The organism is Streptomyces sp. NPDC001492 (assembly GCF_053597275.1).
Window position 1 is genome coordinate 47,642 of the sequence record NZ_JBSFHW010000006.1, and the last position, 23,526, is coordinate 71,167.

General features: G+C 70.0%; 24 protein-coding genes and 3 tRNA genes. 21 read left to right on the forward strand and 6 right to left on the reverse strand.

Going from position 1 to position 23,526, the window contains the following annotated elements:
* The first annotated feature begins 209 nt into the window (after positions 1-209).
* A complete protein-coding gene (locus ACWC1K_RS09715; RefSeq protein ID WP_450829932.1) occupies positions 210-1,040 on the forward strand; it encodes an alpha/beta fold hydrolase in 831 nt (276 codons plus the stop codon).
* A 91-nt stretch (positions 1,041-1,131) separates the two neighbouring features.
* Here ACWC1K_RS09715 and ACWC1K_RS09720 read toward each other — a convergent pair whose 3' ends face one another.
* Complete coding sequence (locus ACWC1K_RS09720; protein ID WP_450829933.1) at positions 1,132-3,576, reverse strand: MFS transporter; 2,445 nt, start codon at positions 3,574-3,576, stop codon at positions 1,132-1,134.
* A 227-nt stretch (positions 3,577-3,803) separates the two neighbouring features.
* On the opposite strand from ACWC1K_RS09720, the gene ACWC1K_RS09725 reads away from it, so the two are divergent.
* Complete coding sequence (locus ACWC1K_RS09725; protein WP_351462508.1) at positions 3,804-4,016, forward strand: hypothetical protein; 213 nt, start codon at positions 3,804-3,806, stop codon at positions 4,014-4,016.
* Between the two features lie 126 nt (positions 4,017-4,142).
* Here ACWC1K_RS09725 and ACWC1K_RS09730 read toward each other — a convergent pair whose 3' ends face one another.
* Entirely contained in the window at positions 4,143-4,799 is a 657-nt protein-coding gene (locus ACWC1K_RS09730) for an SDR family oxidoreductase (RefSeq protein WP_450829935.1), read from the reverse strand.
* 453 nt (positions 4,800-5,252) lie between these two features.
* Entirely contained in the window at positions 5,253-6,560 is a 1,308-nt protein-coding gene (locus ACWC1K_RS09735) for an amidohydrolase family protein (protein ID WP_450829937.1), read from the reverse strand.
* A 267-nt stretch (positions 6,561-6,827) separates the two neighbouring features.
* Between ACWC1K_RS09735 and ACWC1K_RS09740 the strand changes: the two genes are divergently transcribed.
* The 8 genes from ACWC1K_RS09740 to ACWC1K_RS09775 all read left to right on the forward strand — a co-directional run bounded on the left by ACWC1K_RS09740 (position 6,828) and on the right by ACWC1K_RS09775 (position 12,394).
* Positions 6,828-6,900, forward strand: a tRNA-Thr gene (locus ACWC1K_RS09740).
* Positions 6,901-6,946: 46 nt separating this feature from the next.
* A tRNA-Met gene (locus ACWC1K_RS09745) sits at positions 6,947-7,019 on the forward strand.
* A gap of 89 nt (positions 7,020-7,108) precedes the next feature.
* Positions 7,109-7,273: a 50S ribosomal protein L33 gene (gene rpmG, locus ACWC1K_RS09750; protein ID WP_003948671.1), complete on the forward strand. Its 165-nt coding sequence runs from the start codon at positions 7,109-7,111 to the stop codon at positions 7,271-7,273.
* Positions 7,274-7,500: 227 nt separating this feature from the next.
* Complete coding sequence (locus tag ACWC1K_RS09755; protein WP_344403656.1) at positions 7,501-7,953, forward strand: MaoC family dehydratase N-terminal domain-containing protein; 453 nt, start codon at positions 7,501-7,503, stop codon at positions 7,951-7,953.
* An 8-nt stretch (positions 7,954-7,961) separates the two neighbouring features.
* Positions 7,962-8,390: a MaoC family dehydratase gene (locus ACWC1K_RS09760; RefSeq protein WP_450830349.1), complete on the forward strand. Its 429-nt coding sequence runs from the start codon at positions 7,962-7,964 to the stop codon at positions 8,388-8,390.
* A 152-nt stretch (positions 8,391-8,542) separates the two neighbouring features.
* Positions 8,543-9,112 (forward strand): TetR/AcrR family transcriptional regulator, encoded by a 570-nt coding sequence (locus tag ACWC1K_RS09765; protein ID WP_450829939.1) that lies wholly within the window; start codon positions 8,543-8,545, stop codon positions 9,110-9,112.
* Between the two features lie 114 nt (positions 9,113-9,226).
* The gene (locus tag ACWC1K_RS09770; RefSeq protein ID WP_450829941.1) at positions 9,227-10,669 is read left to right on the forward strand and encodes a DHA2 family efflux MFS transporter permease subunit; all 1,443 of its coding nucleotides are present in this window, start codon (positions 9,227-9,229) and stop codon (positions 10,667-10,669) included.
* A 573-nt stretch (positions 10,670-11,242) separates the two neighbouring features.
* Positions 11,243-12,394 (forward strand): UDP-N-acetylmuramate dehydrogenase, encoded by a 1,152-nt coding sequence (locus ACWC1K_RS09775; RefSeq protein WP_450829943.1) that lies wholly within the window; start codon positions 11,243-11,245, stop codon positions 12,392-12,394.
* A 45-nt stretch (positions 12,395-12,439) separates the two neighbouring features.
* Here ACWC1K_RS09775 and ACWC1K_RS09780 read toward each other — a convergent pair whose 3' ends face one another.
* On the reverse strand, positions 12,440-13,072 hold the full coding sequence (locus ACWC1K_RS09780; protein WP_450829945.1) for an NAD(P)-dependent oxidoreductase: 633 nt from the start codon (positions 13,070-13,072) through the stop codon (positions 12,440-12,442).
* Positions 13,073-13,174: 102 nt separating this feature from the next.
* On the opposite strand from ACWC1K_RS09780, the gene ACWC1K_RS09785 reads away from it, so the two are divergent.
* Entirely contained in the window at positions 13,175-13,786 is a 612-nt protein-coding gene (locus ACWC1K_RS09785) for a TetR/AcrR family transcriptional regulator (RefSeq protein WP_450829947.1), read from the forward strand.
* A gap of 54 nt (positions 13,787-13,840) precedes the next feature.
* A complete protein-coding gene (locus ACWC1K_RS09790) occupies positions 13,841-14,548 on the forward strand; it encodes a hypothetical protein (RefSeq protein WP_450829949.1) in 708 nt (235 codons plus the stop codon).
* Here ACWC1K_RS09790 and ACWC1K_RS09795 read toward each other — a convergent pair.
* Both ACWC1K_RS09795 and ACWC1K_RS09800 read right to left on the reverse strand, forming a co-directional pair.
* A complete protein-coding gene (locus ACWC1K_RS09795; RefSeq protein WP_450829951.1) occupies positions 14,493-15,533 on the reverse strand; it encodes an adenosine deaminase in 1,041 nt (346 codons plus the stop codon). The two genes, ACWC1K_RS09790 and ACWC1K_RS09795, sit on opposite strands and share 56 nt — an antisense overlap.
* Positions 15,534-15,656: 123 nt before the next feature.
* On the reverse strand, positions 15,657-16,883 hold the full coding sequence (locus tag ACWC1K_RS09800) for a pyridoxal phosphate-dependent aminotransferase (RefSeq protein WP_450829953.1): 1,227 nt from the start codon (positions 16,881-16,883) through the stop codon (positions 15,657-15,659).
* Between the two features lie 283 nt (positions 16,884-17,166).
* Between ACWC1K_RS09800 and ACWC1K_RS09805 the strand changes: the two genes are divergently transcribed.
* The 9 genes from ACWC1K_RS09805 to rplL all read left to right on the forward strand — a co-directional run bounded on the left by ACWC1K_RS09805 (position 17,167) and on the right by rplL (position 23,327).
* Positions 17,167-17,239, forward strand: a tRNA-Trp gene (locus ACWC1K_RS09805).
* Positions 17,240-17,347: 108 nt separating this feature from the next.
* Positions 17,348-17,635 carry a preprotein translocase subunit SecE gene (gene secE / locus ACWC1K_RS09810; protein WP_115906468.1) on the forward strand — a complete coding sequence of 96 codons (288 nt, stop codon included), beginning with the start codon at positions 17,348-17,350 and terminating at the stop codon, positions 17,633-17,635.
* 80 nt (positions 17,636-17,715) lie between these two features.
* On the forward strand, positions 17,716-18,555 hold the full coding sequence (gene nusG, locus ACWC1K_RS09815; RefSeq protein WP_450829955.1) for a transcription termination/antitermination protein NusG: 840 nt from the start codon (positions 17,716-17,718) through the stop codon (positions 18,553-18,555).
* Between the two features lie 167 nt (positions 18,556-18,722).
* Positions 18,723-19,157, forward strand: a complete 435-nt coding sequence (gene rplK, locus ACWC1K_RS09820; RefSeq protein WP_037858373.1) for a 50S ribosomal protein L11 — start codon at positions 18,723-18,725, stop codon at positions 19,155-19,157.
* Between the two features lie 85 nt (positions 19,158-19,242).
* Positions 19,243-19,968, forward strand: coding sequence for a 50S ribosomal protein L1 (gene rplA / locus ACWC1K_RS09825; protein ID WP_450829957.1), 726 nt, complete (start codon positions 19,243-19,245; stop codon positions 19,966-19,968).
* A gap of 140 nt (positions 19,969-20,108) precedes the next feature.
* A complete protein-coding gene (locus ACWC1K_RS09830) occupies positions 20,109-21,041 on the forward strand; it encodes a hypothetical protein (protein WP_450829959.1) in 933 nt (310 codons plus the stop codon).
* 110 nt (positions 21,042-21,151) lie between these two features.
* The gene (locus ACWC1K_RS09835; protein WP_450829961.1) at positions 21,152-22,009 is read left to right on the forward strand and encodes a DUF1396 domain-containing protein; all 858 of its coding nucleotides are present in this window, start codon (positions 21,152-21,154) and stop codon (positions 22,007-22,009) included.
* 277 nt (positions 22,010-22,286) lie between these two features.
* Positions 22,287-22,817 carry a 50S ribosomal protein L10 gene (rplJ, locus tag ACWC1K_RS09840; RefSeq protein ID WP_115906462.1) on the forward strand — a complete coding sequence of 177 codons (531 nt, stop codon included), beginning with the start codon at positions 22,287-22,289 and terminating at the stop codon, positions 22,815-22,817.
* 81 nt (positions 22,818-22,898) lie between these two features.
* Complete coding sequence (gene rplL / locus ACWC1K_RS09845) at positions 22,899-23,327, forward strand: 50S ribosomal protein L7/L12 (RefSeq protein WP_450697211.1); 429 nt, start codon at positions 22,899-22,901, stop codon at positions 23,325-23,327.
* Positions 23,328-23,526 lie beyond the last annotated feature (199 nt).

The window sequence follows — 23,526 nt, forward strand, 5'->3', positions numbered from 1 at the left end:
CTCGGCGCCGGACCACGCGCCCGGTGCCCGGGCCCACGTGGGCGGCGACTGCGTGTCTGCGGACGTCGACAAGCTGCGGATGTGGCCCGCAGGGACAGGGCGTAATGTGGGCCGTACATCCGGACCGCGCCCGCTGGGCGTGAAGTCCCGCGTACCCCCCACCCATTGCTCCGTGGCTGGGGTGCGCCTGGACAAGCGGAGGATCTGCGATGGGTACAGTCACGACCGACGACGGCACCACGATCTTCTACAAGGACTGGGGTCCCCGGGACGGGGAGCCGATCGTCTTCCACCACGGGTGGCCGCTGAGCGCCGACGACTGGGACAACCAGATGTTGTTCTTCCTGGCGCAGGGTTACCGAGTCATCGCCCACGACCGCCGTGGCCACGGACGCTCCACCCAGACCGCGACCGGCCACGACATGGACACCTACGCCGCGGACGTGACCGCCCTGACCGACGCACTCGACCTGCGGGGCGCCGTGCACATCGGCCACTCCACCGGCGGTGGCGAAGTCACCCGCTACGTCGCCCGCGCCAAGCCCGGCCGTGTCTCGAAGGCGGTCCTGGTGGGCGCGGTGCCACCGCTGATGCTGAAGACGGAGGCCAACCCGGGCGGCTTGCCGATGGAAGTCTTCGACGGCTTCCGTGAGGGCGTCGCCGGCAACCGGGCTCAGTTCTTCATCGACATTCCGTCGGGGCCGTTCTACGGCTTCAACCGTCCCGGAGCGCAAGTGTCGCAGGGTTTGATCGACAACTGGTGGCGCCAGGGCATGATGGGCGCGGCGAACGCGCACTACGAGTGCGTCGCGGCGTTCTCCGAGACCGACTTCACCGAGGACTTGCAGCAGATCGAGGTGCCCGTCCTCGTCGCGCACGGAACCGACGACCAGGTCGTCCCGTACGACGACTCGGCACCCCTGACGGTCAAGCTTCTGAAGAACGGGACCCTCAAGTCCTACGAGGGCTATCCGCACGGGATGCTGTCGACGCACCCGGAGGTCCTCAACCCGGACATCCTCGCGTTCATCCGTTCCTGACCCCGGCGGGCCGGCCTCGGCGTCCGGCCCCATCCCCGGCGTACCCGTAGTGCGCGCGGGCGGACGGCACTACTCCGCATCGCAGGGGCAACTACTCTCCGCTGTACGCAAGTTCGATGTCGTGGTCGTCCGTGCCGCCGCCCGATACCGTCACGGTCGCCGCCTGCGGCGGATAGCCCGTCGCGATGACCGTGTACGCGCCGCTGTCCAGGTCGGAGAAGGCGTACGCGCCGTCGTGCCCGGTCCGGGTGGTGGCGACCACGTTGCCCGCGGCGTCCACCAGGGTCACCCGGGCGTCGCTCAGTGGCGCGCCCGCTCCGCGTACCGTGCCCCGGACGTGGGCGCCGGGCCGGAGCTCGACCTCGATGCGTGTGGTGCCCGCGCCGCCGATCTCGACGGGCAGGGCCAGCGGGCGGTGCTTGGCGGAGTCGACGGCGAGCGTCACCGTCCCCGGCACCAGGTCGGTGACCGTGAACTCGCCCAGCACGTCGGTCCGTCCGGTGGCCAGTACCTCCCCGCGCACATCGGTCACGATCACCACGGCGTCGGCGACCGGTGCCCCGCTGTCGGCGGACCGCACCAGCCCGGACAGGCCACTCGTGCCGCTCAGCAGGACGTCGTACGAGAGCGGCCCGTCGGCGACGACGAGCGTCGAGGCCTGCGGCTGGAGGCCGTCGGCGGAGGCGATCAGGACGTACGAACCGGCGGCGGGCGCGTCGACACCGTACGAGCCGTCGGCCCCCGAGACCGACCGGCTCAGTTGCTTTCCGCCGAGCGAGATCAGCGTGACCGCGGCCCCCGCCACGGGGATGTGTTCCGCTCCCAGGACATGACCGCTCACCGGGATCCCGCCGCCGCCGGAGGCGCTCGCCGCGTCGGGCCCGGCGGTCGCGACGGCAGCCGAGGAGGGCGCACGCCCCGGCGACGACCCGTCGGAAGGCGCAGCCGACAGCCCTGGCGCACCCTCCCCGATCCCGGACGTGGCGGCCCGGCCCGGCGCTCCCTCCTCAGCCGACCCGGGGGCACCAGTCCCGCTCTCCGCCGCGGAGGAGGCCGTAGCTGATGTTGCTCCGGCGGCAGCCCCCTCCTCGGACGCTTGGCTGCTCCCGGCCGCAGCCGCCCGGTGACGCGGAATGAAGGACGCGACGGCGAAGGCGAGCAGCGCGGCGCCGCCGCCGATGGCCAGAACGGTCTTGAAGCCGTTCTCCGAGGGGAGGAGGGTCCCACCGAGGCCGATGGTCATCTGCGACAGGACGACGCCGGCGACGGCGCTGGCGGTCGACGTACCGATGGACCGCATCAGGGTGTTGAGACTGTTGGCGGCGCCCGACTGCGACGGGGGCACGGCGCCCATGATGAGGGCCGGCAGGGCGCCGTATGTGAAGCCGATACCGGAACCGATGACGCAGGACACCAGGACGAACTGCCAGACCTCCGACATCAGGAGGATCTGCAGGCCGTAGCCGGCCGCCACGATCAGCGAGCCCAGCATCAGGCTGGCCTTCGGGCCCTTGGCCTGGGAGAGGGCGGCCGAGACGGGGGCGGTCGCCATCATCACCAGACCGGAGGGGGCCATGACCAGACCGGCGGTCAGCAGCGACTTGCCGAGACCGTAGCCGGTCGCCTCAGGCAACTGCAGGAGCTGCGGAAGCACCAGGGACATCGCGAACATGCCGAAGCCGAGCGCGACCGAGGCGAGGTTGGTGACCAGCACCTGCCGACGGGCGGTGGTGCGCAGGTCGACCAGTGGCTGCTCGGTGCGCAGCTCGTACCAGCCCCACAGCAGCAGGACCGCCACGGCCGCCCCGAACAGGCCGAGCGTCGTGCCGCTGTCCCAGCCCCAGTCGCCGCCCTTGGAGATGCCGAGCAGCAGGCAGACCAGGCCGACCGCCATGCCGAGGCCGCCGACGACATCGAAGCGGCCGCCCGTGCGGACCTTTGACTCGGGGACGACGAACAGCACCAGCAGGAGTGCTACGACGCCCATCGCGGCCGAGCTCCAGAACAGCACATGCCAGTCGAAGTTGTCGGCGATCAACGCGGCCGCCGGCAGGCCCAGTGCGCCACCCACGCCGAGCGAGGCGCTCATCAGCGCGGTGGCCGAACCGAGCCGTTCGGTGGGCAGCTCGTCCCGCATGATGCTGATGCCGAGCGGGATCACGCCACCCGCCATGCCCTGCAGCACCCGCCCGACGATCATCGGCGCCAGCGAGTCGCTGAGCGCGGCCGTGACCGATCCGGCGACCAGCAGGACCAGGCTGACCAGGAGCATGCGGCGCTTGCCGTACATGTCTCCCAGCCGCCCCATCATCGGGACGGCCACGGCGGCGGCGAGCAGTGTGGCGGTGACGGCCCAGGCGGTGTCGGACGCGGGGGCGTTCAGCAGCTTCGGCAGCTCCGGGACGATCGGGATCACCAGGGTCTGCATCAGCGAGACCACGATCCCGCCGAAGGCCAGGGCCGCCACGACGGCATTGGCCCGCGGCGCTGCGGACACCACCCCGTCGTCGGCGGGTCGGGGAAGAGCGTGGGACATGGGTCGGGCCTCCCTGGGCAAGGGTCGTCTGGTGTGCGCGACACCCTCAAATTAAGTCAATTGATTGACTTAAGCAAGTGTAGTCGGATGTTGCAGGTCCCCGGTGAAGGCTTGGTGACGGGGACGCGTGAGGGCTCCCTCGGTGACACAACAGCGTGCGAGGTCCATGCGGAGGCCGGAGCGTGCGCCCCGCGCACAACGCAACCCGCCCGAGGCACACTTGCCCCATGTCCACTCGCCGCAGACGCTGCCCCGAATGCCGTCGCGAGATCGCCGTCGTCGCCGGACGGTTCGCTCGTCACGACCCGCCCGGCGCGCGCGAGAACGGCGTACTCGTCTCCTGCCCCGGCTCACGCCACCAGGCGCAACTCGACGCGGCCCAGCCGTCACTGGACGGATACGTCGTCCCGGAGATGCCCGGCCAGCTTCCGCTGTTCTAAGGGGAGTTGAGGGAGCGCACCAGAGGGCGTACGGACTACGGACTTACGAGGGGATGCCCGGCCGTGAACTGCCGTGCCCAGTAGGCCCGTTCCTCCTCGCGGCCGGAACTCCCTCGCCGGACGCCCTCAGTTCCCGGCCACCGACTTCACCGCGACCGACACCGGCGCCGATCCGCTGACGAGTTCCAGGGTCAGTCCGGCCGTCGCCGGGGTCTCCACCAACTCCGCCAGTACGGCGGCCACGTCGTCGCGGGGGACCGAGCCACGGCCCGTGTGCGCCTCCAGCCGTACGAGGCCGGTGCCGGGGTCGTTCGTCAGCGTCCCGGGGCGCAGAATCGTCGCGTCCAGCGCGTCCTGTCGCAGTACGTAGGCGTCGGCCTCGCCCTTCGCGCGCAGATACACGTCGAAGATGTCGTCCCCCTGGTGCGCGGGATCGGCTCCCATCGACGAGACGACCACGTGCCGTCGTACGCCCGCCCGGACCGCCGCGTCCGCAAACAGGACCGCCGCTCCCTTGTCCACCGTCTCCTTGCGGGCCGCCCCGCTGCCGGGACCCGCGCCCGCCGCGAACACCGCCGCGTCGGCGCCCTGCAAATGTGCCGCGACCTCCTCGACCGAGGCCGACTCCAGATCGAGCAGAACCGGTTCGGCACCGGCCTCCCTCAGGTCGTCGCCCTGCTCGGCGCGACGGATGATCCCCGCGACCTCGTCTCCGCGCGCAGCGAGCAGCCGCTCCAGCCGCAGCGCGATCTGACCATGACCACCAGCGATGACAATGCGCATGTTTCCGACCGTACGCCCGGACGACCGCGTCCGCCGCACGACTTGAGCCACGCCTCACCGTGCGCACGCGGAGCGCACAGCCGGAAGGTGCGCGCTGGGCGTACGAGCCCCGACCATGCGCTCCCGGCGCACATCGCTGATGCACGCACTGCCCGCTCGCTCCTCGCGCCAGAACCGGAATGGCTCTGATGGCACGCGTTCCCGCCGCCGGAACCGACGGGTTGGCTTCGCATCGGTCCGCGCGGGGTCCGGAGCACGGCGCGCAAGCCGCGCGGGTGCACACTCCCGGCGTACGCGCCCCGCGCACAAGCCCCACGCCGACCGCCCCCCACGCCTACACGCGCCCCTGCACGCCCCTCAACACCCCGCCGGGATTCCTCACCACGGCCGCAGCACCCCGACAACGCGCAACCCCATAACGCGCACCGCGCGTCCCCACTCGCGCCCCACCCGTCACGACAACTCCCCCCGCCCCTGCCGAGGCAACCCCAGCTCCGCCGCCGCGGCCGAGTTGCAGTACTCCCGTACCGCGCTCGTCCGCGCCACCACCCGCCCCCGATGCACCACGATGCGGCTGTACGCCAGCGACAACGCGCCCGCCAGCCGGTCGCCGCGCAGGGCCAGCAACTCGGCCGGGAAACCCGCCTCCACCCGCACCTCGGGCAGCCCCATGGCCGACCGCGCCGAGGAACTCACCGCGTCGTACGAGTCCTCGGGCCGCAACCCGTACCGGGAGGCCAGCAGATAGGCCGCCTCCAAGGGGTCGCCGCGTCCCACCGGGTTCGACACGTCGCGCAGGGCGCCGCTGCCCGCGGCCACCCGTACGCCGGCCGCCCGCAGCAGCCGTACCGGAGCCGTGTCGCGCCGGTCGGTGCCCCCGCAGCCGCCCTGAGGCAGACACACCACTGTCACCCCGGCCGCCGCGAGCTGGTCGGCGGTGCGCCGCGCCGTCTCGGCGGGCAGCCGGCCGAGACCGCCGCACGGTCCGAGCGTCACCCCGGGACGCAGTCCGCCGGCCATCGCGACGATGCGGGCGAGGCGGGCCGGATCGGCGGCGTCGGTGTGCAGGTCGACGGGGCAGCCGTGTTCGGAGGCGACCTCGAGGACCGCCTCCACGTAACCGGTCGGATCCGGGTCCAGGTCAGGGCAGCCGCCCACGACGGAGGCACCCATCTTCAGGGCGTCCCGCAGCATCGCCAGCCCGTCCGCCCCGGCCACGCCGGTCAGCATGCGCGGCATGGCCACCGTCGTCAGTTCCGTCAGCCCCCGCAGCGAACGCCGCGCCTGCAGTACGGCGCCCAGCGCGCCCAGGCCCTGGACGTCCCCCACGCGCACATGGGCCCGCAGCGCGGTCGCCCCGTGGCCCAGCTGCAGCAGCGCCGCCTCGGTGGCCCGGCGCTGGACGTCCTGGGGCTCGTACGAGGCCGGACCGTCGTCCTCGGCGGACAGCGCGGTGTCCCCGTGCGCGTGCGGTTCGGCCGGGGCCGGCAGCAGCAGATAGCCGCTGAGATCCACGCGCATGCCGCAGTCCCGCGCTCCGCCGGAGGCCAGGCTTCCGGCCGTGCCGACCGCCTCGATACGCCCGCCGCTCAGCCGCACGTCCACGGTCCGGCCGTCGGTCAGCCGGGCCCCGCACAGCAGCAGGGCGGCCGGATCGCCCACCCGCCCCGAGGATCCCGGAGAACCCGAGGACCCCGACGAGGAGGACGAACCCGAAGAGGAGGACGACGAGGGGGGTGGCTGCGGCTGGCTGTCGGGCATCGCACTCCAGGGGCTCGGGGGCTGCGCAGGGGAACGCAAGATCACGCAGAGTGAGTCGAGCCTAGGGTGGCGATCCGCCCGTGTCGGGGAGGAGCGCAATAGTCGTACCGGTGTGGTCCGCCGTATGGAAGCGCCGTCAGTGGCTCCCGGGACAGCCGGGAAAAGGGCCGGGGCAGAGGCCTCGCCCGCCTGCGGAACAGGCCGGGACGGGGGCCGCGAAACGGATTTGGGTGAACGGCGGCGGAGCGTGTAATGTCTTCATCGCTCGCCCCAATAGCTCAGTCGGCAGAGCGTCTCCATGGTAAGGAGAAGGTCTACGGTTCGATTCCGTATTGGGGCTCTGGTGTGTGAGGTTCCCGTCGCAAGGCGGGAACGGATCGCATCACAGCGGTGTAGCTCAGTCGGTAGAGCAAGCGGCTCATAATCGCTGTGTCACCGGTTCAAGTCCGGTCACCGCTACTGACAGTAGCCGATTGCGGGGTCGGTCCTTCGATCGGCTACTCTTCTATGCGTTAAACCATCCCATCCGTTCGTCAAGGAGCACTCACGTGGCTGCCACCGACGTCCGCCCGAAGATCACGCTGGCCTGCGTGGAGTGCAAGGAGCGGAACTACATCACCAAGAAGAACCGGCGTAACAACCCGGACCGTCTTGAGATGAAGAAGCACTGCCCGCGTTGCAACGCGCACACCGCGCACCGCGAAACGCGATAAAACAGGCTCGTACGCGAGGCCGCCCCCACCAACCGGGGGCGGCCTCGCGTCGTTTCAGCCCCGGTTACCGACCGGTTCCGACCGATCACGGGGCGGCCGGAAAAGATCTCCCGCAGGCATCCGCAGACACCAGCGGTCAGCGGTCAGCATCCAGACTCACCACTCAGAGTCAGCTCTCAGCAGTCGGCTCACAGCAATCAGCAGGCAGACACAGGAGGTGCCGAGCCATGGCGCTCGACCAGTCCTTCGTGGGGCGGAGCTACCCGCCCACCGAGCCCTACGAGGTGGGCCGGGAGAAGATCCGCGAGTTCGCCGAGGCGGTCGGGGACCCCAACCCCGCCTACACGGACCCGGAGGCAGCCAAGGCACTCGGCCACCCCGACGTCATCGCCCCGCCGACCTTCGTCTTCGCCATCACCTTCAAGGCGGCCGGACAGGTCGTCCAGGACCCTCAGCTGGGCCTGGACTACAGCCGGGTCGTCCACGGCGACCAGAAGTTCTCCTACGTCCGCCCCGTCCGCGCCGGCGACCGCCTCACCGTCACCTCCACCATCGAGGCGATCAAGTCCATGGCGGGCAACGACATCCTGGACATCCGCGGCGAGGTCCACGACGAGGCGGGCGAGCACGTCGTGACCGCCTGGACGAAGCTGGTCGCGCGCGCGGCAGAGGAGGCGTGAGCGAGAACATGACGGCGAAGATCGCATACGACGACATCGAGGTCGGCACCGAGCTGCCCGCCCAGACCTTCCCCGTGACCCGCGCCACCCTCGTCCAGTACGCCGGCGCCTCCGGGGACTTCAACCCCATCCACTGGAACGAGAAGTTCGCCAAGGAGGTGGGCCTCCCGGACGTCATCGCGCACGGCATGTTCACCATGGCCGAGGCGATCCGGGTGGTGACCGACTGGACCGGCGACCCGGGTGCGGTGGTCGAGTACGGCGTCCGCTTCACCAGGCCCGTCGTCGTCCCGAACGACGACCAGGGCGCCCTCATCGAGGTCAGCGCCAAGGTGGCGGCCAAGCTGGACGACAACACCGTCCGCGTGGACCTCACGGCGACCAGCGCCGGGCAGAAGGTGCTCGGGGTGTCGCGGGCGGTCGTACGACTGGCTTGAGGGGCCCGCCAACGGCCGGGGTGTAAGGGGTGTTCTCCATTGAGGGCGCCCCTTACCCGTATGTGGCCCCCTGCCTGCGACAACGTCTCGCGGGCAGGGAAGGTTCCAGTGCGGGCTTGACCTAGTTAGTGATTGAGTACTAACTTACTTGCATGGCCAGGATGAGCGCAGAAGAGCGGCGTGAGAGCGTCATCCGCGCGGCGACCACGGAGTTCGCCCGCGGCGGCTACTACGGCACGTCGACCGAGGCGATCGCCAAGCGGGTCGGTGTCTCGCAGCCGTATCTCTTCCGGCTCTTCCCCGGCAAGAAGGCACTCTTCCTCGCGGTGGCGCAGCGGTGCATGGAGGACACCGTCCGCACCTTCGAGGAGGCCGCCAAGGGGCTGGAGGGCGAGGAGGCCCTGCGCGCCATGGCGAACGCGTACACCAAGGTCATCGCGGAGCAGCCCGAGCGGCTGCTGATGCAGATGCAGATGTACGTCACCGTGGGCGCCGCCGAGCAGGCGGGCGACCGCGAACTCGGCGAAGCGGTGCGCAACGGATGGATGCGGCTGTGGGACACGGTCCATCTGCCGCTGGGTGCCGACGTCGACGGAACGACGACGTTCATGGCGTACGGGATGCTCATCAACTGCCTGGTGGCCATGGGTTTTCCTCCCGAGCATCGGGTCTGGGAGGGGCTGTATCCAGAGGCGCGGCTGGAAGGCCGTCTGGAGAAGTAGTCCACGCACTCCGCGGGAAAGGCGCCGCAACCGCCTTTTCTTGCCCGTGAAAGTTAGTCATCAATAACTAACCAAACAGATCTACCGAGCGACTGATCACCCTCTGGGGGAGCGATGTCACAGCAGACCGCACGTCGCGGGGGAACCGTCTGGGCCCTCGTCATCACCAGCGTCGCCGGATTCATGGCGGCCCTTGACAACCTCGTCGTCACCACCGCCCTGCCCTCCATCCGAAAGGACCTCGGCGGAGCGCTGGGCGACCTGGAATGGACCGTCAGCGCCTACACCCTCACCTTCGCCGTCCTCCTGATGTTCGGCGCGGCGCTCGGCGACCGGTTCGGCCGCCGCCGGCTCTTCCTCGCCGGCCTCACTGTCTTCACCGGTGCCTCCGCGGCCGCGGCCATGGCGACCGGCATCAACTCCCTGATCGCCGCCCGTGCGGTGCAGGGCGTGGGCGCCGCGATCATGATGCCCCTGACGCTCACCCTCCTCACGGCCGCCGTGCCCGCTGCCAAGCGCGGAATGGCGTACGGAATCTGGGGCGCAGTCAACGGCCTCGCAGTAGCCTCGGGCCCCCTCATCGGCGGCAGCCTCACCGAGCACGTCTCCTGGCACTGGATCTTCTGGCTGAACGTCCCGCTGGGCCTCGCCCTGCTGCCCCTGGCCCGCCTGCGCCTCGCCGAGTCGTACGGCACCGGCGCCCCGCTCGACGTGCCGGGCACCCTGCTCACCAGCGGCGGCCTCTTCGGCATCGTCTACGGCCTGGTGCGCGGCCCCTCCGACGGCTGGACCGCCCCTCTGGTCCTGACCGGCCTGTTCGCCGGAACCGCGCTGCTGGCAGCGTTCGTCGGCTACAGCCTGCGAGCCAAGAACCCCATGCTCCCGATGCGGCTGTTCCGCTCCCGTGCCTTCTCCGGCATCAACGCCGCGAGCCTGCTGATGTTCCTCGGCATGTTCGGCTCGATCTTCCTTCTGAGCCAGTTCATGCAGGGCGTCCTCGGCTACTCGCCCACGGAGGCGGGCCTGCGCATGCTGCCCTGGACCGGCATGCCGATGATCGCCGCGCCGATCGCCGGCATCCTGTCCGACCGCATCGGAGGCCGACCCGTCGTCGCCACCGGCCTCTTCCTGCAGGCCGTCGGCCTCGGCTGGATGGCTTCCGTGGTGGCGCCCGGCGTCTCCTACGCTGCCCAGCTGCCCGCCCTGATCATCAGCGGCATCGGCATGGGGCTGTACTTCGCGCCGGCCGCCAACCTGGTGATGTCCAGTGTCCGTGCCAAGGAGCAGGGCATCGCCTCCGGGGCCAACAACGCGCTGCGCGAGGTGGGCGGGGCGCTCGGCATCGCGATCATGTCGTCGATCTTCTCGGCGCAAGGTGGCTACGAGTCCGCCCAGAGCTTCGTCGACGGTCTGCAGCCGGCGCTGGTGACCGGGTCCGCGGTCGTTGCGCTTGCCGGTGTGGCGGCGTTGCTGATCCCGAGGCGGCGCGCCACCGAAGCCACCGCGCCGACGCCGACGGACGAACCGGCGCCGGCACTGGAGCCGGTCGCAGGCTGACCCCCACCGCGGCGGCCCCGTCCGAAAGGGCGGGGCCGCCGCGTACGTCCGGCGACCGGAACCGGGGCGGGGTTCACGCACCCGCGCCGGCGGGGTGCCGCTGCGCCCACCCGTGCCGCCCCAGCGGCACGACTGCCCGCGGCTACGGCGGCGAGGGGTACCCCGACGGCCGGAACGGGGTCGGGGGCGGGTTCGCTCGCCCGCGCCGGCGGGGTGCCGCTGCGCCCACCCGTGCCGCCCCAGCGGCACGACTGCCCGCAGCTATGGCGGCGAGTGGCAGCCGCAGTCGCGTACGGGCGGGAAGGGGACGTGTCGGGGGGTGCCCGCCCGCAGCGGCCGGCGTCCACCCCGAGCACAGCAGCAACCACCAGCAACCGCCGGACCGAGGACGGACACCCCCCGGCGCGGCCCCGCCCCACCCACCGACCGCAGGCGCCACCCGCACCCCCACCGAAGCCGCACATGCGCCGCAGCCATCCGCACCCCCGCCGAACCGCTCATGCGCCGCAGGCATCCGCACCCCCGCCGAACCGCTCATGCGCCGCAGGCATCCGCACCCCCGCCGAACCGCTCATGCGCCCCAGGCATCCGCACCCCCACCCAAGCCGCACAAGCGCCGCAGGCATCCGCGCCGCAGCCGCCCGTACCCCGTCTCGTACCCTTGAGCCCGTGCAGGAACGACACGATGCCCCCCTCGCCCCACTGACCACCTTCCGGCTGGGCGGCCCCGCGACCCGGCTGATCACCGCCACCACCGACGCCGAGGTGATCGCAGCGGTCCGCGAGGCCGACGACACCGGCACCCCGCTCCTGCTGATCGGCGGCGGCTCGAACCTGGTCATCGGTGACAAGGGCTTCGCCGGCACCGCACTGGTCATCGCCACCAAGGGCTTCGACCTCGACGGTACGCGCCTGGAGCTGGCCGCCGGCGAGGTGTGGACCGACGCGGTCGCCCGCACCGTCGAGGCCGGACTCGCCGGCATCGAGTGCCTGGCCGGCATCCCGGGCTCGGCCGGCGCGACCCCCATCCAGAACGTGGGCGCGTACGGCCAGGAGGTCTCCTCGACCATCACCGAGGTGATCGCCTACGACCGCCACACCCGCGAAACGGTCACCGTCCCGAACGCCGACTGCGCCTTCTCGTACCGCCACAGCCGCTTCAAGGCCGCCCCCGACCGCTACGTCGTGCTGCGCGTCCGCTTCGAGCTGGAGGACGCGGGCGGACTGTCCGCGCCCGTGAAGTACGCCGAGGTCGCGCGTGCGCTCGGCGTCGAGCAGGGGGAGCGGGTGCCGCTCGCCACCGCCCGCGAGACCGTGCTGAAGCTGCGCGCCGGGAAGGGCATGGTCCTCGACCCCGAGGACCACGACACCTGGTCCGCAGGCTCCTTCTTCACCAACCCGATCCTCACCGACGAGCAGTTCGCCGCCTTCCACGCACGCGTGCGCGAACGGCTGGGCGACGGCGTGGAGCCGCCCGCCTACCCGGCGGGGGAGGGCCGTACGAAGACCTCCGCGGCCTGGCTCATCGACAAGGCGGGATTCACCAAGGGTTACGGCACCGGACCGGCCCGCATCTCCACCAAGCACACCCTCGCCCTCACCAACCGTGGCACCGCCACCACCGAGGACCTGCTCGCCCTGGCCCGCGACGTGGTCGCAGGCGTCCGGGAGGCCTTCGGGATCACGCTCGTCAACGAGCCGGTGACGGTCGGCGTCAGCCTGTAGCGCCAGGCCGGCCCGGGCGGACGGACAGGGGCACAGGGCGTACGCCTAGTACGCCAGTCCCACCCCCTGTTTCACCGTCCCCCCGTCGTCGATCATCGCCAGCATGGCGTGCGCGACATCGGCGCGTGAGATGAAGCGGCCCTGGCGCGGGAAGCCGCCGACGACGGTGCGATAGCGTCCGGTGAGCGGCTTGTTCTGCAGGCGCGGTGGCCGTACGGACGTCCAGTCCGTGCCGCTGCGGGCCAGCTCGGCCTCCATGGCGCGCAGGTCGGCGTAGACGTCTTTGAGGACAGCCGACACCAGACCGCGCAACGCACGGTCGAACGCGCCGTCGCGGTCGGCGGCGGGGCCGACGGGACTGGCGCTGACCACGAGCAGCCGTCGTACGCGCTCGGCGTCCATGGCACGCAGGACCGTGCCGGTCAGCCGGGTGGCGACCCCGGCGTCCTTGCGGCTGCGCGCGCCCAGACCGGAGAGGACGGCGTCCCGGCCGCTGACGGCGGCGCGCAACTCCTCGGGGTCGGTGAGGTCGGCACGGAAGACCTCCAGCGCGTCCCCCGTGACGTCGAGCCGGGCCGGATCGCGGACCACCGCGGTCACCCGGTGGCCGGCCCCGAGGGCCTGGCGCACGATCTCCCGGCCGATGCCGCCGGTGGCGCCGAAAACGGTGAGGTTCATGAGTGCTCCCGTAGGCGGGATGGGTGGGTGAGTATTCACTCACCCTGCGTCCTTCTAGAGTGGGTAATCACTCACTCACCCGTCAAGCCGATTGGACGCCCCATGGAGCCGAAGCCGGCGCGTGTCCGCATCCTCGACGCCGCCCACGAGCTCATGCTCACCGTCGGACTCGCCCGCGCCACCACCAAGGAGATCGCCCGCGCGGCCGGCTGCTCCGAAGCGGCCCTCTACAAGTACTTCGACAGCAAGGAGGAGTTGTTCGTCCGGGTGCTCGCCGAGCGGCTGCCGCGGCTCACGCCCCTCCTGGCCGGCCTCGCCGCCGAACCGGGACAGGGCACCCTGGAGGGAAACCTCACCGGGATCGCCCGCCAGGCCGCCCTCTTCTACGAGCAGAGCTTCCCGATCGCCGCCTCCTTGTACGCCGAGCCCCAGCTCAAACGGCGCCACGACGACGCCATGCGCGCGCTCGGCGCCGGCCCGCACCGGCCCATCCAGGACCTGGACGCCTACCTGCGCGCCGAACAGGCCCTCGGCCGCGTCCGCGCCGACGCCGACACCTTCGCCGCGGCCTCCCTGCTGCTGGGCGCCTGCGCCCAGCGCGCGTTCGCCTACGACATGACCGGCACGGGTGAGCGGCCCCCGGTCGACGCGTTCGCCGCACGGCTCGCGAGGACACTGCTGGGCGGAATCTCCGTTGCGCCCACGCGCGCGTGACCCTCACGCTGGGTACATGACAAGCACCCGGACGGGCGCCTCGGGCAGCGCCGTATGCGACTGAGGCTGCGCCGGTTCCGGCCCCGCACCGGACCGCACACCTACCGGGTCGTGCAGCCCCGGCACCCCTTGCGGCACACCTCCTTGCGCGCTCCGGACCCCGTCGGCCTGCTGCTCGGCGACCACGACGGACTGAGCAGGCTGGCGGGTCTGTTCTCCTTCGCCGCCTGCTCCCGGCGCACCATCGTCCATGTGCCGCTGCGCGACGGCGTGCCGCCCGACGAGGGCGTCGGCGAGCTGGTCGACCTCGTCCTCGTCCACCACAGCCTCGGCCTGCGCCCCGGCCAGTGGCCCGAACTGCGGCGCAGGCTACGGCAGGACACCCCGCTCACCGTCCGCACCGACGAGGCGCGCACCGCGCGGGACGCCGCCGCGTGGCGCACACGCCAGGAGCGGACGGGTTCCCGGGACGCCCTGAGGCACGCCACGCACGCGCGTACGCTCTTCTTCTTCGGCGACCGCGCCCTGTTCGCCGACACCGCGGTCCGGCTCGCCCATGCGGCGGGCCACGGGCCACTTCAGAAAGGTGTCGGCGGGGGGCGCATGGCGTACATGGGATCGATCTGCCCCCTGGTCGACCCGCCCGGCGGCGGGCATCCGGTCGAGGTGATGATCTGCTTCAAGGCATATCCGCCCTACGCCCACTTCAGGCTGCCGGGCGGGCCAGCCACTCGTCCACACCGGCCAGCAGCCGCGCCCTGACGTCTTCCGGGGCGGCCGAGCCCCGCACCGACTGGCGGGCCAGCTCGGCGAGTTCGGCGTCCGAGAAACCGTGGGCCTGCCGGGCGATCTCGTACTGCGCGGCCAGCCGGGAACCGAACAGGAGCGGGTCGTCGGCGCCCAGTGCCATCGCGACACCGGCGTCGTACAGCGTCCGCAGCGGGACGTCCTCGGGCTTCTCGTACACGCCCAGGGCCACGTTCGAAGCGGGGCAGACCTCACACGTCACCCCCCGCTCCGCGAGCCGCTTCAGCAGCCGGGGATCCTCCGCGGCCCGCACCCCGTGCCCGATCCGGTTCGCGTCCAGATCGTCCAGACAGTCCCGCACCGACGAAGGACCCGTCAGCTCACCGCCGTGCGGCGCCGACAGCAGCCCGCCCTCGCGGGCGATCGCGAACGCCCGGTCGAAGTCCCTCGCCATGCCCCGGCGTTCGTCGTTCGACAGCCCGAAACCGACCACGCCCCGGTCCGCGTAGCGCACCGCCAGCCGGGCCAGCGTCCGCGCGTCCAGGGGATGCTTCATACGGTTCGCGGCGACCAGCACCCGCATCCCGAGCCCGGTCTCCCGCGAGGTCGTCTCCACCGCGTCCAGGATGATCTCCAGCGCCGGGATCAGACCCCCCAGCCGGGGCGCGTACGAGGTCGGGTCGACCTGGATCTCCAGCCACCCCGAGCCGTCCTTCACATCCTCCTCGGCGGCCTCCCGCACCAGCCGCTGGATGTCCTCGGGCTCCCTCAGGCACGAGCGCGCGGCGTCGTAGAGCCGCTGGAAGCGGAACCAGCCCCGCTCGTCCGTCGCCCGCAGCCTCGGCGGCTCACCACTGGTCAACGCCTCGGTGAGCGCTTCGGGCAGTCGTACCCCGTACTTGTCGGCCAGCTCCAGCACGGTGGTGGGCCGCATCGACCCGGTGAAGTGCAGATGGAGATGGGCCTTCGGCAGCTCAGAGACATCACGTACACGCTCCATTCCAGGATCCTGCCGTACGTCACTGCCGTCCCGGTAGCGGATTCCCCGTACGTGGTCTTGCTCGCACAAAGAAACAGGGGGCGGCTCCGAAAAACCGGAGCCGCCCCCTGTACAGGGCGGACGTCAGTCCTGAGCTTCCGCCAGCAGCTTCTGGATCCGGCTGACACCCTCGACGAGATCCTCGTCACCCAGGGCGTACGACAGCCGCAGATAACCGGGCGTACCGAAAGCCTCGCCCGGGACGACCGCGACCTCGGCCTCCTCCAGGATCAGTGCGGCCAGTTCCACGGTGTCCTGCGGCCGCTTGCCGCGGATCTCCTTGCCGAGCAGGCCCTTGACCGACGGGTACGCGTAGAAGGCGCCCTCGGGCTCGGGGCAGAGCACGCCGTCGATCTCGTTGAGCATCCGCACGATGGTCTTGCGGCGGCGGTCGAAGGCCTCGCGCATCTTGGCGACGGCCTCCAGGTCCCCCGACACGGCGGCCAGCGCCGCGACCTGAGCGACGTTCGACACATTCGAGGTGGCGTGCGACTGCAGGTTGGTCGCGGCCTTGACCACGTCCTTCGGGCCGATGACCCAGCCCACGCGCCAGCCCGTCATGGCATACGTCTTCGCGACACCGTTGACCACGATGCACTTGTCGCGCAGCTCGGGCAGCAGCGCGGGCAGCGACACGGACACCGCGTCGGCGTACACCAGGTGCTCGTAGATCTCGTCGGTCAGCACCCACAGGCCGTGCTCTACGGCCCAGCGGCCGATCGCCTCGGTCTCGGCCTCGGAGTACACCGCACCGGTCGGGTTGGACGGCGACACGAACAGGACGACCTTGGTCTTCTCCGTGCGGGCGGCCTCGAGCTGCTCGACCGAGACGCGGTAGCCGGTGGTCTCGTCCGCGACGACCTCCACGGGCACGCCGCCCGCGAGCCGGATCGACTCCGGGTACGTCGTCCAGTACGGCGCCGGGACGATGACCTCGTCGCCCGGGTCGAGGATCGCGGCGAAGGCCTCGTAGATGGCCTGCTTGCCGCCGTTGGTGACCAGGATCTGCGAGACGTCGGGCTCCCAGCCGGAGTCGCGCAGCGTCTTCGCGGCGATCGCGGCCTTCAGCTCGGGCAGACCACCGGCCGGCGTGTAGCGGTGGTACTTCGGGTTCGAGCAGGCCTCGACGGCCGCCTGGACGATGTAGTCCGGGGTCGGGAAGTCCGGCTCACCGGCGCCGAAGCCGATCACCGGACGTCCGGCGGCCTTGAGGGCCTTGGCCTTGGCGTCCACGGCGAGGGTGGCGGACTCGGAGATCGCGCCGACTCGGGCGGAGACCCGGCGCTCGGTGGGAGGGGTTGCAGCGCTCATGGGGCCCATCGTTTCAGACCGGAAACGGCCCCGGCACGCGGGTTTCACAGACTGAACATGTGTGGGTCGACCACTGAACACCTGTCCGGAATCAGCCGGTGGCCTGGGTGATCTTCCACCGGTTTTCCGGCGATCTTCCTCCGCCAAGGCGCCTACGGGCGCTTTCTGTTCGACGACGCGCTCCGGAGCACGTACACTCTCACCTCGTTGGCCATCAGCTGCCGCGCCGCAGGCGGTGCACACCGAGCACCCGGTCGGATGCGGTACGTTGGGGGACACACAAAGGGTCGTAGCTCAATTGGTAGAGCACCGGTCTCCAAAACCGGCGGTTGGGGGTTCAAGTCCCTCCGGCCCTGCTACACACACCTTCGCCAGGATGTGTGCGCATGTACGTACAGCAATGCAACGCCGTGCGGCTCAGACCGGGCGCGGCACGGCCACGACCCGGGAACAGGTGAGGACGAATGGCGGACGCCGTGGGCTCCATCGACACGCCTGATGCCCAGGACGAGGCGCAGGAGTCGAAGAAGAAGGCCCGCAAGGGCGGCAAGCGGGCCAAGAAGGGCCCGTTCAAGAGGCTTGCCCTCTTCTACCGCCAGGTCATCGCCGAACTCCGCAAGGTCGTCTGGCCTACGCGTAACCAGCTGACGTCGTACACCACCGTGGTGATCTTCTTCGTCGCCGTCATGATCGCCCTGGTGACCGTGATTGACTATGGGCTCAACCACGCGGCCAAGTACGTCTTCGGCTGAGCCGAGAGCGAAGGGCGCCGAGGTACCCGGCGCCCCTTTCGCATGTTCCACCCCTATGTATCCAGGAAGAAGCAGCCACCGTGTCTGACACGAACCTGAACGACGACGCCATCGAGCCGGACGAGTCCGTGGACGACGAGCTCGACATCGTCGAGGGCGCGGACGAGCAGGACGAGTTCGAGGCTGCCGAGGCCGAGGCGGGGGAGCCGGCCGAGGAGGCCGCCCTGCAGGTCGTGGACGAGGACGAGACCGCCGAGGACGAGACCGCCGAGGAAGAGATCGCGGAGGAGGAGTCCGAGCCGGTCGACCCGGTCCAGGCCCTCCGCGAGGAGCTGCGCTCCCTGCCCGGCGAGTGGTACGTCATCCACACCTACGCCGGTTACGAGAACCGCGTGAAGACCAACCTGGAGCAGCGCGCCGTCTCGCTGAACGTCGAGGACTACATCTTCCAGGCCGAGGTGCCGCAGGAAGAGGTCGTCCAGATCAAGAACGGCGACCGCAAGACGATCAAGCAGAACAAGCTCCCGGGCTACGTCCTCGTCCGCATGGACCTGACGAACGAGTCCTGGGGCGTCGTCCGCAACACCCCCGGCGTCACCGGCTTCGTGGGCAACGCCTACGACCCGTACCCGCTGACCCTGGACGAGATCGTCAAGATGCTCGCCCCGGAGGCCGAGGAGAAGGCCGCTCGCGAGGCCGCCGAGGCCGAGGGCAAGCCCGCTCCGCAGCGCAAGGTCGAGGTCCAGGTGCTGGACTTCGAGGTCGGCGACTCGGTCACCGTCACGGACGGCCCGTTCGCCACGCTCCAGGCGACCATCAACGAGATCAACCCCGACTCCAAGAAGGTCAAGGGTCTGGTGGAGATCTTCGGTCGTGAGACTCCGGTCGAGCTGTCGTTCGACCAGATCCAGAAGAACTAGCTTCTTCCGGAAAGAGCTTCCGGCCAGGTCAGGTGGGCTGTTCGCAGCCTGCCTGACCTGCTCGGTTTTTGGCCGCGCATCCATACCCGTTATCGTTGTGCGGTATGCCTTCATCCGGGACGCGACCCGGACGGAGGCACGCCTCAATCGAAAGGACCCGGAGAGCAATGCCTCCCAAGAAGAAGAAGGTCACGGGGCTCATCAAGCTCCAGATCAACGCCGGTGCGGCGAACCCGGCTCCGCCGGTCGGCCCCGCGCTGGGTCAGCACGGCGTCAACATCATGGAGTTCTGCAAGGCGTACAACGCCGCGACCGAGTCGCAGCGTGGCTGGGTGATCCCGGTGGAGATCACGGTCTACGAGGACCGCTCCTTCACCTTCGTCACCAAGACGCCGCCGGCCGCGAAGATGATCCTCAAGGCCGCGGGTGTGGAGAAGGGCTCCGGCGAGCCGCACAAGACCAAGGTCGCCAAGATCACCGAGGCGCAGGTCCGCGAGATCGCCCAGACCAAGCTCCCCGACCTCAACGCCAACGACCTGGACGCCGCGTCGAAGATCATCGCCGGCACCGCCCGTTCCATGGGCATCACGGTCGAGGGCTGAGCCCCACCTCCCCCCGTACATCAAGCAGAAGTGGCAGGGCCTGCTCGGCCCGGACCACGACTCCTAAGAATCACCAGGAGAAGCAGTGAGCAAGCGCAGCAAGTCTCTCCGCGCTGCGGACGCCAAGGTCGACCGGGAAAAGCTCTACGCCCCGCTCGAGGCCGTCCGTCTCGCCAAGGAGACCTCCACGACCAAGTTCGACGGCACCGTCGAGGTCGCCTTCCGTCTGGGTGTCGACCCGCGCAAGGCCGACCAGATGGTCCGTGGCACCGTGAACCTTCCGCACGGCACCGGTAAGACCGCCCGGGTCCTGGTCTTCGCGACCGGTGACCGTGCTGCGGCCGCGGAGGCCGCCGGCGCCGACATCGTCGGCTCCGACGAACTGATCGACGAGGTCTCGAAGGGCCGCCTGGACTTCGACGCCGTCGTCGCCACCCCGGACCTCATGGGCAAGGTCGGCCGCCTCGGCCGTGTGCTCGGTCCCCGTGGTCTCATGCCGAACCCCAAGACCGGCACCGTGACCCCGGACGTGGCGAAGGCCGTCAACGACATCAAGGGCGGCAAGATCGAGTTCCGCGTCGACAAGCACTCGAACCTGCACTTCATCATCGGCAAGACGTCCTTCGACGACGATAAGCTGGTGGAGAACTACGGCGCCGCGCTGGAGGAGATCCTCCGTCTGAAGCCGTCCGCCGCCAAGGGTCGCTACATCAAGAAGGCCGCGATCAGCACCACGATCGGCCCCGGCATTCCGGTCGACCCGAACCGCACCCGCAACCTCCTCGTCGAGGAGGACCCGGCCGCCGTCTGATCCTGACGACAGCCGCGCGTACGCGTTTTTCGCACGAGCCCCGCAACCTCAGGGTTGTGGGGCTCGTCCCTTTTCCCGGACGGATGTCAGTGCCCTGCGTTAGCGTGCGGGCACAGCAGTCGCACAAGGGTGGGGGACCGATGAAGAGCACGACCGTGCGCCGGGTGAGCCTTTCGATCGCAGCGGTGACCGCGCTGTCGGCCGTGGCCGCGTGCAGCTCCGCGGACTCCTCCGGCAAGGGCGCGGGGGCCTCCGGCAAGGGCGTGACGCACGTCAGCCCCATAGCGGCCCTGCGCACCGCCGAGAAGTCCACCGACGGCGCCGACTCCGCGAAGGTCGAGTCCACGACCACCATGGGCTCCCTGATGTCCATGACCGGCGACGGCGCCCTGGGCTGGGCGGACGGCCTCACCGGCAACATGACGATCAGGTACACCGGCGGCACCATCGCGAACACCATGCGCCGGCTCGGCACCACGTCGATGGAGGCCCGCTATCTGCCCGACGCCTTCTACGCGAAGATGGGCGACAAGTTCGCCGGGCAGGCGGGCGGCAAGCACTGGATCCGGTACGGCTACGCGGACCTCGCCCACCTCGGCGGCAGCTCCGGCGTGTACCTCAAGGACCAGATGCAGAACACGACCCCCAACCAGTCGGTGAAGCTGCTGCTGGCCTCCGGCGACGTCAAGAAGGTCGGCACCGAGAAGGTGCGCGGAGTCGACACCACGCACTACTCGGGCACGGTGGACATCGCCGACCTCGCCCGCAAGAACTCCAACCTCACCCCCGGCCAGCTCGCCGGCCTGAAGAAACAGCTCACCCAGGCCGGCGTCAGCACGGAGTCCGTCGACATCTGGGTCGACGGCCGGAACCTCCTGGTCAAGAAGGTCGAGAAGGGCCGCATGTCGGCCGGCGAGTACACCCAGACCGCGTACTACAGCGACTACGGCGTGAAGGTCTCCGCCACCAGGCCCCCGGCCGGCGACACCGAGGACTTCAAGCAGCTGCTGAAGAAGCAGGGCTGGACCCCGGGCAGCAGCGACACCGCGAGCGGATCCGGCAGCAGCTCCTGAGGCCGGCGGGACTGCTGATGTCCGGGGGAATACGGAAGACTCCCGCAGCTTCCTGAGGTTAGGCTCGCCTCCTTACTGTGTATCAGCCATGCATTCCATGGGGGGAATCGATGGGGACTTCCGTACGGGTTTCAGCGCGCCGCAAAGCGACCGGGGCCGGGCTGGCCGCCCTGCTGCTCGCCGGGGGAGCGGTCGGCTGTCAGAAGAGCGACTCCGCCGAGTCGCCCGCGATGACTCCGGCGGCGGCCGTCGCCAAGGCGGCGAAGAACAGCGAGGACATCAAGTCCGTCCACTACCGGATGAAGGGCAAGGTGCCGGGCGAGGGCCGGGTCACCGCCGAGGCGGCGATGAGCATGAAGCCGCCGGCCATGAGCATGAAGATGACGGCTCAGGACCAGGCCGCCGACGGCCCGGTCGAGATCCGCCTCGTCGACAAGGCCATGTACGTGGGCGGGAACCCCTCCCTGGCCAAGGAGATGGACGGCAAGAGCTGGATCAAGTTCGACATGTCCGCGCTCGGCGGCGGCAAGGGGCTGAACGCGAATCAGCTGGGCGCCGGCCAGGCCAACCAGAACCCGGCGACCAACTCCACCTTCCTCACCGGCTCCAAGAACGTGAAGAAGATCGGCACCGAGACCGTCGAGGGCGTGCGGACCACCCACTACGAGGGCAAGGTCACCGTCGCCGACCTCAAGGCCTCGCTCAAGGGCAGGAACAAGACCGTACGGGAACAGCGCGAGAAGAGCCTCGACCAGTTCGAGAAGATGGGCGTCGACGCGTTCACCATGGACATGTGGATCGACGGCGACGACCACACCAAGCAGTTCCGGATGCGTGGCGAGGCCGACAAGGGTCCGCTCGACCTGACGATCACCTTCCTCGACATCAACAAGCCGGTGACGGTCACGGCCCCGCCGGCCAAGGACACCGCCGACCTCGCCGCGATGATGAAGGGCGCCCAGAGCTGAGCCGTAGAGCCGGATTTGCTTGACAGCGATCCGGTCACGTACCCTTCCGGAGAAGCCAAAGACCGCTGGTCGTTGCCGTGCGCTCCTGGAGGGTGCGGTGGCCGAAGGATCCGCTGAACCGCGGACGACCCGCGCAGGTGACTGTGGAAGTGCTCCCGGAAAGCCCCTGTCCAGGGGGATTCTGGTCGAGCTACGCCCCGTGCGCCTGCGCCGGGGCGTTTCGTTTGCTCCAGCCCCTTCCGAGCGGTCGTCATCACCCGGAAGGAGGCCGACGCTCATGGCAAGGCCCGACAAGGCTGCCGCGGTGGCCGAGCTCGCGGAGCAGTTCCGTAGCTCGAACGCTGCCGTGCTGACCGAGTACCGGGGTCTCACCGTGGCGCAGCTCAAGACGCTGCGTCGTTCGCTCGGTGAGAACGCCCAGTACGCCGTGGTGAAGAACACGCTGACCAAGATTGCGGCCAACGAGGCCGGGATCTCGACGCTCGACGACCTGTTCAACGGTCCGACGGCGGTCGCCTTCGTCACCGGTGACCCGGTGGAGTCGGCGAAGGGTCTTCGTGACTTCGCCAAGGACAACCCGAACCTCGTCATCAAGGGCGGTGTCCTTGACGGCAAGGCGCTGTCCGCCGACGAGATCAAGAAGCTCGCGGACCTCGAGTCCCGTGAGGTTCTGCTCGCCAAGCTGGCGGGCGCCCTGAAGGGCAAGCAGACGCAGGCTGCACAGCTCTTCCAGGCGCTTCCGACGAAGCTCGTCCGCACCGTGGACGCCCTTCGCGCCAAGCAGGACGAGCAGGGCGGTGCCGAGTAACTCGGCTCGCATCATGATCGCCGCCTGAGGCAGTCCGCCTGAGGCAGCGGTCGTAGCGGGCCGAACGTACGCCCGCCAGACATGTACATCCCGGCACCAGCCGAAATTAGTGGAAGGAAAGCCATCGTGGCTCTCACCCAGGACGAACTGCTCGCCGAGTTCGAGGGCATGACCCTCATCCAGCTCTCCGAGTTCGTGAAGGCGTTCGAGGAGAAGTTCGACGTCACCGCCGCTGCCGCGGCCGTCGTCGCCGCCGGCCCGGCGCAGGGTGGCCCGGCCGCCCCCGCCGAGGAGGAGAAGGACGAGTTCGACGTCATCCTCACGGGTGCCGGCGACAAGAAGATCCAGGTCATCAAGGTCGTGCGTGAGCTGACCTCGCTGGGTCTGAAGGAGGCCAAGGACCTCGTGGACGGCGCCCCGAAGCCCGTTCTCGAGAAGGTCGCCAAGGACGCCGCCGAGAAGGCCGCCGAGTCCCTCAAGGGCGCCGGCGCCTCGGTCGAGGTCAAGTAAGACCTCTCAGCTCCCCAGGGGCTGTAACGCCTGAGCACAGAAGAGCGATCATCCATCCGGGTGGTCGCTCTTCGGCGTTCCTGAGTGCCGGGTGGTGGCTGCCTTGCACCCTCGGGTGTGCGGAGTATGGTGATCTTCGTCGTGGCTCCAAGCACCCCAGGTGGTATGTGGTTTGGGCCATGGGGGCCTTGACGAACCG